The organism is Neobacillus bataviensis, from assembly GCF_019969725.1.
Genome location: NZ_JAHXYW010000001.1, coordinates 225093 through 237784, shown reverse-complemented (window position 1 = coordinate 237784; position 12692 = coordinate 225093). Strand labels below are relative to the sequence as shown.

Genomic DNA, 12692 nt, shown 5'->3' with positions numbered 1-12692 from the left:
ACGAAAGCCCAATTCGAATAAATGAAGGAGATGTCAGTTAATGAAAATTCGTTTTACCCTTGTAACAGTATTATCATTAATTTCTGTGCTTTTGTTTGGTGCGGTGGCATTCGCAGCGACTGATTTTACGCAAAATGGATTTCCAAAAGTAGTGGCTGAAAAGAAAATTGAAGCAGGGGAAGCAGCAAAAATAAGTCATTCTGGAATCAAAATTACCATTCCAGAAGGGACATTTTCTCATGATGTGACTTTTCAAGTTCTTGAAGGGGATAATAACTTTTTCCAAGCAAAAGCTCCAGCGGGAGAAACGGTAGTGATGAATTTTGCATTCAGGGTAATGGATATGGAAACCAATCAACTCATTGGTGCATTTAATAAGGCACTTACATTTAGCTTTAAAGATAAAGATATTAATAGTGGGAGTATTTACTATAATTTTAAACTAGATGGTACTTTGGCTAATAATAATGCCGCATCTTCTATTGAGGGTAGAACCCTAAGCCATCCTGTCGGTGGTGCTCCTGTTGGCTGGGTGATAACATCCCTAACAAACAGCATCAAAAAATAACGGAATACCCAAATACTTAAGCAAAAAGCCCCTGAATCTCATTAACGAGAATCAGGGGTTTTTTTTATCTAGGTACCTAACACCTTTTTCCCACGGGGCTGTGTTCCATTGGCATCTGGTTCGAGTGAAACACCTATCGCATCAAAAGCTAAGTCATCACCATGTAAGGGATAGGAAAGGAATCCATTTCCGTCCTGATCCACTTGAAATGTACCACAGCTGGTACGTTTTCCATCATGGATTAACCAAACCTGATAGGCTTCGGAACCTTGAGTGGAGGCCAGTCCTTGAACCTTGAATACCAGCTGTCTTGTATCCCCCTGCTGATAAATCCAGGCATTTCCTTGTGCGGAGCTTGAAGCAGGATCCGCAGATTTTAATGAATAAACTTTTACGACTTCAGCAGGGAGCTGTGTTTTTTCTTTTACCTCCGTCAGCTCTTCCCTGAGTTGAAAATTGTTCCACAAAACACCGCCAAAGGTTAATAAAAGGACTGCAGCAGCAGCTCCAATTACGGTTTGCCGAATACGTACAAACTGTTTGGATTCTGGACGAGGTTTATTTTCTAGAGGGGTGGGGGTACTAGACCTGTCATCTTGAAAAATGGCATTCATGACTTCTGACTTTAATTCAGAAGGTACTTCAACATCATCCAATTTAAAAGGGATCAAATTCCACGCCTCCCGCATTTCTTGGACTTCAGTGCGACAATCTGAACAGTTTAGAAGGTGTTCTTCAAATAGAATCATTTCTTCTTCTGTTGCTTCGCCAAGCAAGTAAGAGACTAATTCAATGGACAATGAACAGCTGTGATTAATCGTCATTTTTTCATTCCCCCATCTCCGTTACCATACGATTTCGTAAGATTTTAAGAGTTTGATGCAGCCGGCTTTTAATGGTTCCGATTGGTTCTTGTTTCATATCCGCTATTTCGCGGAGCGTATAGCCTTCCCAGTATAGCCACTGAATAAGTTCAATTTGGCTGTTTGATAGATATTGATAGGCTTTTTGTATTTGTTCTCTCAGGAGCTTTCTTGATACAATCTCAGCGGGATTATTGGAAGGATATCCTGGGATTTGCTCCAATTGGTCCTGTCCAATCGCGACAAACGCAGCATCCTTTTTATCTTTCCGATGATGGTCAATCGTGATATTTCGTGTAATGGTTAGGAGCCAATTCACAAACTGGCCTTTTTCTGGATTGTAACCAGTCTCCGTCGTCCAAATCCGCATAAATACAGCTTGGACAATCACTTTAGCTTTATCAGGATCTTTCGTCGCTTTTAAACTAAACGAGTATACAAGTTTAATATAGCGATCATATAATTCTTCTAAAGCAGGGCGATGTTTTTCTTTAATTAATTGCATCAATTCGACATCACTCTTATTTTGCATAAAAAAGGCAATCCCCCTCATCATTTCCCTGTTCCCTTTACAATAATAAACGAATCAAAAAGAAAATCGGTTTGTAACATTATATAGAAAATTATCTAAAATTATGGTGACAAGCCCCTTGTTTTTTAAAAAAATATACCTCGTCGTGGACGAGGTCATAGACAGGTTTTTATTGAGAAATAGAATTGGATTTTGAGATGTTGGTTGTTTCTGGTACTCTGAGGAGGATCAGACCGCCAATGATGAATAAGACGACTAAGCTGAATACTCCGCTGTTTGTATTTCCTGTTACATACGCTGTAAATCCCATTAGAGAAGGTCCTAGGATGGCGGCGAATTTGTAAAAGATACTATAAAAGCCGAAAAATTCGTTTGCATGTTCTTTAGGAACAAGCTTGGCAAAGTAGGAGCGGCTTAATGCTTGAATTCCCCCTTGTGAAGAAGCAACAAGCATCGCAAGAATCCAAAAATCTAAGGTCGTTTTTAGGAAATAAGCATACGTACAAATGACGATATACACAAATATACCGACGAGCAGCATAGTCTTGGCATTAAATTTATCGGCTAGTTTCCCATATAAAACAGCAAAGGGCGCAGCCACGACTTGTGTTGCAAATAAAATGATTAATAGACTTTGTGAATCGATACCTAAATCTGCTCCATATGTGGTTGACATGGTAATAATCGTGTTAACCCCGTCAATATAAAAGAAATAAGCAAGTAAAAATAGAAATAGCGGGCGGTATAATTTAATTTTGGAAAACGTCCCAAAGAATTGTTTAAAACCATTCCTGATCGGGTTTGGAACTCGTTCTTTATAATATATCTGATTTACATTCCTTAGCATCGGGATGGTGAATAAGCCCCACCACAACGCTGTGATCGCAAATGAAATTTGGCTTGCAACTGAAACGGAAAGAGGAAGGATTTCTTGCTGCGCAAGAATGATAAAGGCAATCCCAATAATAAAGGGAATCGTGCTGCCGATATAGCCCATCGCATAACCTTTGGATGATACCTGATTCATTCGTTCTTCGGTCGTCACATCGACTAGAAAAGCATCATAGAAAATATTGGTGCCGCCAAAGCCAATGACCGTGACCATATAACAGATTAACAGGATTAGCCATTGGTTGCTTGGGACTACTGCCAGTAAAAAGGTAAAAATAATACCTAAAGCAAAAAAGAAGGTGAAAAATCGTTTCTTGAACCCTTTGAAGTCGGCGATGCTGCCCAAAACAGGTGCACAAATGGAAATTAGCAAGGTCGCAAACGAATTGGCATAGCCCCAGTAGGCTGTGGAAGTTGCCGCCGCAAGTCCTGCCTGATTGGCAGCTGCCTTAAAATATAACGGAAAAACGGCTGTGGTGATTATAATGGAATAGGCGGAATTGGCCCAATCAAATAAAACCCAACTTTTTTCTTGCTTTGTCATCCGGCTCATCTCGTATCCCCCTTTATTTTTTTATAAATCTATTAATTCTTCAACCACTCTTCCATCTGTATTGCCTAAGCTGACACCGAGTAATCTTGCGAAGGTTGGGCCTTCATCAATGAGTCGGATTTCAGGCAGGGTGGTGTGCCGAATCCCTTTTCCTGCTGCCATTAGAATCGTTCCATAATTCTCTTTTTCTGGTGAATATCCGTGAGTGGCCAGGGTGTATTTTTTATCGAGAGTTACTTCTTCTTGTGAAATTGATTTGAGATAATCTCCTTCATAGTCTTCTAGAAAATAATATCCCTTCCTTGCCTCCAACATAAATGCACAATGTCCGTCTGCCCCTTTTTCCGCAGCCTGTTCACCAGTGAAAACTTTTTCAATTCCGGAGTCAGGATCTTGAAGCAGGGAATCCAGCAGTGCCTGGAGTTCGCGGATTGTAGTTAGATCTTCCTGGTCCTTAAGATAAATATATGCGGAGCCATCACAACTTTTACAGTAGGCCTTCCAATTAATTATTTTGCCTTTCGGATTGGTGGTGATGAGGTTTTGCTTTTTCAAAAGAACATTTAGATGAAGCGCTTTATTTTCATCCAAGGCACTATGATCACCTAATACAACAATGGTTGAGTTTTCTTCGATTCCACTTTCCTTAAGTGCATCGAGGATTCTGCCGAGCCGAGTATGATGGCGGTGAATCGCTGCCATCGCTTCATCGCCGGAAAAACCGTGATAATGGCGCTGGGAATCTAAATCTGTAAAGTGAATCATCATTAAATTCGGCTTCTTTGTTTTTATGGTATCTACTGCTGATTCGAGCACAAAGTCGTCCAATTCGGGTTGATTCAAACCTTTGCGTATATGTCCGAAGCGTTTATTTAGTTCCCATTGAAACCGCGGGGTCCCACTCATTAAAGATACAAGAATTTGATTTTGCCATGGGCGGTTGGCGAAAATCTCCGGCATATTATAATCAATATTGGCTTTGGCCGTAACAGGCCATAACAGCGCTGCAGTAGTCATGTTTGCTTTTTTGACTTCATCATATAGGGTTGTGCCGCGAATGGAATCACGAAACCAATTCCAATCCGGGGAAAGCCTTCCAGGCTGGAGCAGGGTGTTATTTATGACTCCATGGCGGATTGGATAGTTGCCAGTCACGATCGTGGCATGACAGGGATATGTCACAGATGGGTAGATGGATTGAACATGCTGGACGTAGGCCCCGTTGTTTAGAATGGTCTTAAAATGGGGCAGTTCTTTAATGATGGGATAATCTAAAGCTGAGAGACAATCAAAGGATATAATAATTAGGTGGTCAGTAAGACGATTCATGAAAAACCTCCGGATAGGGTTGTACCAGTTAATTTAATTGTACTACAGGAAGGTAGAAATGGAAGAAGGGTTATAAAATATTAACGGAATCTTTGAAAAAATTAATATTGGAAATAATATGTAATAATGATTTTTCTAGTATAATGTAAATATATAAATCGTTGTCTATAGAGGAGAAAGGAATCATGCCAAGTTTCAAAAGTTATTTTTTAGAAAAAGTAATTAAACTTTCAGTTAAAAGAGTTATGGGAAAACGGATGCTGGAAGTGGGAATTGAAGAAAGGCGCGAAAAACTTGATGCAGCTTCAAAAAGGTTAAGGATGCCTAAAAACAGTATCGTTGAATCCATTCAGATAGAAGGAATGTATGCTGAGTGGATTTCTCCACCAGACTCTCTAAATGATAAGGTGATTCTGTATTTACATGGCGGCGGATATGAATACTGCTCCGTTCAAACCCATCGTACGCTTGCGGCGGGAATTGGGAAGGCTGCTGGGGTGAAGGTTTTGATCCCGGAATATCGGCTGGCGCCAGAGCATCCATTTCCCGCGGCTATAGAAGATGCCGTCCGTGTTTATCGGTGGCTGCTTGAAGAGGGGTATCAAGCTTCTAATATTATTGTTGCAGGGGATTCTGCCGGCGGGGGCTTAAGTCTTGCTGCTGCTTTAGTTTTAAGGGATCAGAATGAACCGCTTCCTGCTGGGATTGTTTGCCTTTCACCATGGGTAGATTTAACAAGCAGTGGTGAAAGCTATGAAACAAACAGAAGTTTGGATCCCTATTTGAATGTAGAGGGTGTATGGAAGGCGGCGCGCGAATATGCCAGCGGAGAATCCCTAGACCACCCTTTGATTTCACCTGTTTTCGCTGATTTAACAGGACTGCCACCATTGCTTATCCAAGTGGGAAATCATGAAATTTTGCAAAGTGATGCGGAGTTGCTCGCCGCCCATGCAAGAAAGGCTGGAGTCGATGTATCGTTCAAAGTTTGGGATGGGATGTGGCATGTTTGGCAAATGAGTGGGGATTTTTTGCCGGAAGCGAGAAACGCGATTCAAGAAATTGGGGAATTCGTGAAGAGAATAATCAATTGAATGTAAATTGTAATAATATTGCCAAAATTCATACAAAACTACGAGCTGTTCGGATTATATAATGAACTTGTAGTCCATCCAAATGTTTTTTTGAAAAAAGGGGTGTAAATACAATGAAAAGTTTAATTGTTTATTGCTCATCCCATGGGACCACAGAAAAAGCAGTACAATATTTAAAAGAACAGCTTTTAGGGGACGTTCTGACGGTGGATTTGAAGCGAGATAAGGTTGATTTGGATTTAAGTTATTATGATACGGTAATTGTGTGGGAGTCACTACTGAACAATCAAATTTAGACTTTGAGGCTATTAAGGATTTTGCAGCAAAAATCAATCATGTTAAGTGTTTTGTTTAAACGTTTCTGCTTGCACAGGAGCGTTTTTCTTTTTTAATATAATTTTCGTGTTATAAAATTGATTCTGTTGGAACATAATGGAAAAGTCCTAAATTACAACATGAAAGAGGTTTCATATGAAGATTTGGTTTAATCGATGGTTTACGACGGTTTCGCATTATATGGATTTGATTCGTGCGAACGATGAAGGTCGGAAATTTCTTATTTATGGTACACATCCTAATAAGGATGCATTATATCTGCAAAATTGTGATTACGCATTTACTGAGCCGGAAGTGTCAGGGGATGAATATATTGCTTTTTGTCTTGATTTTTGTCAGCGCCATGGGATTGATCTTTTTATTCCCCGAAAAGAAAATGTGCTCATTTCGAAGCGTTTGGCGGAGTTTGAGGAATTAGGTGTCAAAGTGTTGGTTTGTCCTGATGCTGATTTAATGGAGACTGTAGACAATAAAGCAGCCACCTATCAATCCATAGCTCAGAGGGTTCCCAGCTTTTTAATACCCGATTATTATGTAGTGAATAATATTGATGGATTTAAAATGGCATATGAGTCCTTGAAAGAAAAAGGACATGAAGTTTGTTTTAAACCAGTCATTGGTGAAGGGGCAAATGGTTTTCGTGTGATCAAGGAAGAGGTTGATTCCATTCAGCAGCTTTTCCAGCATGGAATTCGCTTTCGGATTCCGTACAAATATGCCTGTGAAATTTTTAGTCAGCAGGAATCCTTTCCTGATTTAATGGTGATGGAATATTTGGATGGTAGAGAATATAGTATTGATTGCTTGGCTTCCCAAGACGAGCTGTATGCGGCTATACCAAGGATGAAGGGGGATGGCCGGGTAAGGGAGCTGGTAGAAAGTCTTGAATTGATGAATCTTGCTCGTGATTTTCATGAGGAATATAAATTGCCCTATGTTTTCAATATCCAAATGAAATATGGAAACGGGGTACCGAAGCTGCTTGAGATTAATCCTAGAATGAGCGGCGGAATGCATATTAGCTGCCTATCAGGAATCAATCTCCCATATCATGCAATTAAAATCCTGCTCGGAGAAACCCTGCGTCCAATGACACCTAAATTTGGAATTCGAGCCAGCCACATCGAAAAAGAAATGATCCTCAAAGTTGAGGACATAAGCTAAATAAAAAAATATAAGTAAAAAAATGTCTTTCTATGGTGTCAGGCACCATAGAAAGACATTTTTGTGTTTTTGTCCGCCTGGGGTGGACAAGTCCTGCCATTGTGGGTTAGCTTACTTTGGATAGTGGTTGTTGCTTTTGTTGCTTTGATTTTAATATTGAGTAGATTGGGATTCCGATTATGGTTATAAGGATCGATAGGAATGCGTCTAAAGGTTTGTTTATGACGGTGCTGCCAATTATATATAAGGCGCCAAGAATGGCTACGATTGGTGTAATCGGATATAAAGGTACTTTATAAAGATTTTGGTTGTTGGAATTTGACTTTTTTCTTAGTAAGAAGACTGCCACAAAAGATAGTGCATAGAAGGTGAATACTGTGAAAATCGCTATATCAGATAGACGGTCAGGATCTGCCGCTAGCATCATAATGATAGAGATGGCCAATTGAAGCAAGGTCGCCCCCACCGGTGTTTTATATTTTGGATGAATGGAAGAAATGGCTTTAGCTGCAGGCAGGAATCCATCCTTTGCCATCGCATAGGGGATCCGCGGGAAGGTAAGAACTTTCCCATTTAAGCAGCCGAAAATAGAAACGAGAATGCCGACGGATAACAGGTTTCCGCCCATTTTTCCAAATAGAATAGCAGCTGCGGAACTTGCTGCATTCGGACCTAATTCAACAATTTTACTCGCAGGCAGGACATGCAGCATGGCAAGGTTCACTGTCAAGTAGGCAGCAATAACAATTAATATCCCTGTAATAATAGCTTGAGGTAGTGTTTTGCTTGGATTTTTCATTTCGCCGGCCATATATCCTACGTTCATAAAGCCATCATATGCCCATAGTGTTGCTAATACTGCTGCTCCCATGCTTAATGATTGTGTTACCCCGCTGTCCATATTCAGGATTTGAACATCGCCCTGGAAAAGGCCGAAAACGGCAATTAAAATGATAGGAATTAACTTTCCAATCGTAGAGATATTTTGAATGAATCCACCATATTGTGTGCCTAATAAATTCATAAAGCCTAGAAAGAGTATGGTTATGATTCCAATGATGGTATTACTTGATGCTGAGAAACCAAAAAGGTTCGCCACGAGTGTACCAAAATAGAGACCAAGTGCGCCCATGATCGCAGGGCCGTAAATCAGGGTTTGAACCCAACCGCATAAGAACCCCCAAAACCTCCCATATACCTCTTCAATATACGCATACAAGCCGCCTGTTTTGGGGATTTTTACACTAACCTCTGCAATTGTCAAACCGCTTGCCAGTGTTATGATTCCGCCAATAATCCATGCCCATAGTGCAAGAGTTGAGTTACCGGTTGAAGAAATGACGATACCAGGTTTCATAAAGATTCCAGAGCCAATTACTGTACCAACTACCAAAGATGTTGCAACAGCGAAGCCAATATTTTTCTTTAAATGTGCCTCATTCCCCATAAATCCGCCTCCTGTAAACATATGTATTTTCTAGATTTACACGAATTATAACATGAAAAAAATCTTTTATTTTTTTTTGAAATATTTAAATTATTATTGAAAAATAGTTATGGTCAGTGTTGTTAATTGGATTGTTTTTGGTTATGGTAGTTGTATGAATTTAGAGGGAATTGAGGCAGAGTTTAGTATGAAATTTTTAATTAGAACACAAGTTTTAGCAGTGTTGGTTTCACTTTTATGGATTGTCTATCTCGTAATTTTGGCTTTTTTTAATCAGCCAGGCCGTGCTCTTCAGTATATGAACTGGTTTGTTTATGGCTTCGCTATACTATTTTCGATAATTTTTATATTTTTAACCAAAAATATAATCACTCGAAATTGGCTGGTTGTTCCCTTGGTGCTAATCCCATGTTTAATCCTATACGAGCCGCTGATGGAGGATTTTCTTTTAAGAGTGGTTAATGAAAGCAACAGAATGACCCTAAATTTTCTCTCCCTTTCCACAGGTTCAATAAAGTTTATTTCCGTTATTTTCGGTGTTGTAGTGGGAATTATGTTTTCAAGTGTAAAAAAGATTGAGAAAAGACCGCTTTAAGCTGATCTATTTAGAGGATCAGTTTTTTCTTATTTAGAAAAATGGATTCTTTCTTTCATATGTTAGTAGATTGTTATACAGTATAAATAAAAGTATTTACGGAAGAACTTACTCAAATGAAAGGGACGATCCCATTGACTTATACCGAATTAGAACTCATTGCCGAATCCAAACAGGGTCATGTAAATAATGTGAAACTCTATGAATACTTGGATCAGGCAAGAAAGGAATGGTACCATTTTTGTATACTGCTTGGTGTCGAAGCAGTAGCGGTACATATTGGCGTTGATTATAAAAAGGAAGTATTCCAAGGCGACAACCTATTTATCACAACGACACTTGAACGCGTAGGGAATACCAGCTTTACGTTGACACAAAAAATAATCAGGGATGAACAAGAACTTGTCGTTTCAGCAGAGGCAGTCCTTACCACTATCGATCGAAAATTAAGAAGTAAGGTTAAAGTTCCTGATGAGGTCCGGAGTCTGCTAAGTAAAGAATCCTTCCTTGATGCTAAACCATTTATTTCAACTATCTAAAAAGCCAAGGGACAAATCCCGCTCCAATGAGTATTTGTCCCTTTTGTTTATCGTTAATACGGTGTGTAATCCACATTTTGTGTATAGTTGTTCGCTGCGTTCCATAATAAATATTCATTGACGCCCTGTGAATGAAGGGCGCGAATTTGATCCTCAATTTCCTGTTTTCCGTACACTTTATAATTCCCTTTCCCAAGCCAAGCAGCGGTGAAATCCTGAAGCCATGGTCTTGAAGCAGGAGGGGAGGTCAATTTATTTAAACGGGTTTTTTCAACTTTTGCATATTCGGAAACAAGACGATATGGCTCTAAATCAGGCTTTGTAATTCCGAAAATGCCGGTCCAATGGCTTGGATAAATCATAGCAGAAATGACATCCACATTCTCAGCGATCTTGGAGAAATTTTGGCCAATTCCCGGTGCTTCCGGTATAACGGTTGCATTTCCAAACGTATCGACTGACATCTTGACCCCATAAGGCTTCAATTTTTCCTTCGCATATTTTACGAACCCGGTAACAGCAGCGACTCGGCCGTTTCCTTCCCTTTGACCGATATAGGTTAATGAACCCTCAAACGTCGAAAATTTTTCCGGAAATCTAACATAGTCAAACTGTATCTCTTTAAAACCCACTTTGGCAGCTTCAATCGCCATGCCGATATTATAGTCCCAAACCTCTTTGACAAAAGGGTTTGTAAATGAATCACCCCGTGCATTTTTCCAAATCCCTTGGGTAGTTTTAAACGACCAATCGGGGTTAGCGTTCGCTAAAACATTGTCCTTAAAAACGACTATCCGGGCGATCGGATACACATTATTTTTCTTTAGTTTCGACATTAAGGCAGATGAGTTCTTAATATAAGGACGACTGGCGGCATAATAGGGTGAATTTTTAGAGGGCTGAAATGTGAGATTGCCGTGGTCATCCTTTATATCAATAACCATCGCATTTAATTCTGTTTGGTTGATCAGATTCATTAATTTTTCAAACTTTGGACCTTGTGTGTTTTCGGCTTTCACATAAATCCCCTTAATCGGCTCTTGTGTGTTGGCAGAGATCGGGGTATTTATTGAAAAAGTAAACAGGACGATGAATAGACTTACAAAATTCCTCACATGCTCACTCCTTTTCATTTTTTATTATCGTTTACCACTGGATCCTTTTTTTATGTATAATGTTTCTGAAAGGGGTGAGCGAGGATGGAAGGGAAATGGCTGATTGCCGACCGCGATTTAAACGAGCGAGAAGGATTAAAGTGGCTGCTGAAAACTTCCTCCATTCCAGTAACCAACATTATTTTAGCATCGAATTTTCAAGAATTCATCGTTCATTTTGAAAAAGAATCTCCGGATATTGTGCTGATGGAGCTGGATATGGTCAGCAAGGAGGAATGGTCCAGCTTTCGTGAGCTCATGCAAATTTATGACCCCATTCTTCTGCTGACTAGTGCCGAAGCGACCTTCGAAAAGGCAAGGCTCGCGATTGATATGCAGGCATTAGAGTTAATGATCAAACCTTTTTCTACAACCAAGATTAAGTCCGCTTATCAGAAAGCGTCGAGGAAACTTGGCACAAAAAACAATCTTAACAGCAATTATCATTCAAATTTATATAAAGATATTTCCTATGAAGCACTATTTATTCCACAAACCCTAAACTCGGAGAACTACCATATCGCTGCGTTCCAAACAGAAAGTATCGAGACGATTCCAATCTTGCATTCTTTTTTAACGGAGTATCCTTTTAAGGATTTGCCCGGAATTTTTGCCTTAAATGACATGGTGATTCTTCTCTTTAAGGAAATCTGCGCTAATATTAAGGAACAATGTCAAAAAGCGATGAGAAAGTGGGATGAGGAATTCTCCGAACCCCTTGCGATTGTAGTCCATAAGGGCAACTCGTCACCATTAACGCTCAATCAAAAATATTTGCAAACGAGAAAAATGCTCGAATTTACTTATTATAAGGGATACCAGCAAGTAGTTGAACTTGATTATTCGCCGGATTGGGTTCATATCGATCCTTTTCTGGCGCCTCCTGAGCAGCGTGAATGGGTGGACATGCTTGCCAACAGTGACTTAGAAAAAATAAAAAAATGGCTTTATGATGAATTTCTTCAATTAAAAGAGCGCTATCCCGATCCAGGTTTGGTTAGAATCAGATTAACCAGTATCCTTGCTCAAGTGAGAAGATATATGATGACCTATAATCTTGATGCAGACCAAAGCTTTGAACGGGAATACCGTTATATTTTTAATTCCATTTTATATGACACCGTTCTTTACCGTACTGTGCAAAATTTCATCCTATTCGTGCAAAAATTATTTATAGGTGCCGAAGCAAGCATAAGTAATTTTAAGCAAGACCCGATTGAGCGCGGCATTGCTTTTATGGAGGCAAATTTTTCGAACAGCGATCTTAGACTTGAAGATGTTGCCAAATATGTCGACCGAAATCCATCCTATTTTAGCCATCTGCTGATTTCAAAAACGGGCTCAAGCTTTACTGATTTTTTGACTAGGATTCGAATGAAGGAGGCAAAACGGCTCTTAACGGAAACCAATTTACCTGTTAAGGAAATTTCGCAGCTTGCTGGCTATCAAAATTCCAATTACTTTAGCAGAATGTTTAAGGAAGCCATTGGAATCGCACCAAGAGAATTTCGAATGAAAAAGATGGATATACACCACAGTGAAAAAGGCTCAGAATAAGCTCTGAGTCTTTTTTTCTAAAAAAAATATCCATTTCTAAAAAATTTATAGTTTTACTAGCTTGTCCCCT

13 protein-coding genes are annotated in these 12692 nt (G+C 39.6%); 7 read left to right on the top strand and 6 right to left on the bottom strand.

Annotated elements, in window-relative coordinates:
- Nucleotides 1–40: 40 nt before the first annotated feature.
- Complete coding sequence (locus LC455_RS01260) at nt 41–568, top strand: hypothetical protein (protein ID WP_223587752.1); 528 nt, start codon at nt 41–43, stop codon at nt 566–568.
- 68 nt (nt 569–636) lie between these two features.
- Here the strand turns inward: LC455_RS01260 and LC455_RS01255 are convergent, their stop codons facing one another.
- From LC455_RS01255 to LC455_RS01240, 4 genes are all read right to left on the bottom strand, one after another.
- Nucleotides 637–1392 (bottom strand): anti-sigma factor, encoded by a 756-nt coding sequence (locus tag LC455_RS01255; RefSeq protein ID WP_223587751.1) that lies wholly within the window; start codon nt 1390–1392, stop codon nt 637–639.
- A gap of 4 nt (nt 1393–1396) precedes the next feature.
- Complete coding sequence (locus tag LC455_RS01250) at nt 1397–1963, bottom strand: RNA polymerase sigma factor (protein WP_223587750.1); 567 nt, start codon at nt 1961–1963, stop codon at nt 1397–1399.
- 169 nt (nt 1964–2132) lie between these two features.
- Entirely contained in the window at nt 2133–3407 is a 1275-nt protein-coding gene (locus tag LC455_RS01245; RefSeq protein ID WP_223587749.1) for an MFS transporter, read from the bottom strand.
- Between the two features lie 21 nt (nt 3408–3428).
- On the bottom strand, nt 3429–4736 hold the full coding sequence (locus tag LC455_RS01240; RefSeq protein WP_223587748.1) for an alkaline phosphatase family protein: 1308 nt from the start codon (nt 4734–4736) through the stop codon (nt 3429–3431).
- A 185-nt stretch (nt 4737–4921) separates the two neighbouring features.
- Here LC455_RS01240 and LC455_RS01235 point away from each other — a divergent pair, with 185 nt between their 5' ends.
- The 3 genes from LC455_RS01235 to LC455_RS01225 all read left to right on the top strand — a co-directional run bounded on the left by LC455_RS01235 (nt 4922) and on the right by LC455_RS01225 (nt 7330).
- On the top strand, nt 4922–5830 hold the full coding sequence (locus tag LC455_RS01235) for an alpha/beta hydrolase (RefSeq protein ID WP_223587747.1): 909 nt from the start codon (nt 4922–4924) through the stop codon (nt 5828–5830).
- A 113-nt stretch (nt 5831–5943) separates the two neighbouring features.
- Nucleotides 5944–6126 (top strand): flavodoxin domain-containing protein, encoded by a 183-nt coding sequence (locus tag LC455_RS01230; RefSeq protein WP_223587746.1) that lies wholly within the window; start codon nt 5944–5946, stop codon nt 6124–6126.
- A 175-nt stretch (nt 6127–6301) separates the two neighbouring features.
- Nucleotides 6302–7330: an ATP-grasp domain-containing protein gene (locus LC455_RS01225; protein WP_223587745.1), complete on the top strand. Its 1029-nt coding sequence runs from the start codon at nt 6302–6304 to the stop codon at nt 7328–7330.
- Nucleotides 7331–7436: 106 nt separating this feature from the next.
- Here the strand turns inward: LC455_RS01225 and LC455_RS01220 are convergent, their stop codons facing one another.
- The gene (locus LC455_RS01220) at nt 7437–8777 is read right to left on the bottom strand and encodes an APC family permease (protein WP_223587744.1); all 1341 of its coding nucleotides are present in this window, start codon (nt 8775–8777) and stop codon (nt 7437–7439) included.
- Between the two features lie 187 nt (nt 8778–8964).
- On the opposite strand from LC455_RS01220, the gene LC455_RS01215 reads away from it, so the two are divergent.
- Entirely contained in the window at nt 8965–9372 is a 408-nt protein-coding gene (locus LC455_RS01215) for a hypothetical protein (protein WP_223587743.1), read from the top strand.
- A 116-nt stretch (nt 9373–9488) separates the two neighbouring features.
- Nucleotides 9489–9911: an acyl-CoA thioesterase gene (locus LC455_RS01210; protein WP_223587742.1), complete on the top strand. Its 423-nt coding sequence runs from the start codon at nt 9489–9491 to the stop codon at nt 9909–9911.
- Between the two features lie 53 nt (nt 9912–9964).
- Here the strand turns inward: LC455_RS01210 and LC455_RS01205 are convergent, their stop codons facing one another.
- Nucleotides 9965–11026 carry a putative glycoside hydrolase gene (locus LC455_RS01205; protein WP_440446367.1) on the bottom strand — a complete coding sequence of 354 codons (1062 nt, stop codon included), beginning with the start codon at nt 11024–11026 and terminating at the stop codon, nt 9965–9967.
- 84 nt (nt 11027–11110) lie between these two features.
- Between LC455_RS01205 and LC455_RS01200 the strand changes: the two genes are divergently transcribed.
- On the top strand, nt 11111–12622 hold the full coding sequence (locus tag LC455_RS01200; RefSeq protein ID WP_223587741.1) for a helix-turn-helix domain-containing protein: 1512 nt from the start codon (nt 11111–11113) through the stop codon (nt 12620–12622).
- Nucleotides 12623–12692 lie beyond the last annotated feature (70 nt).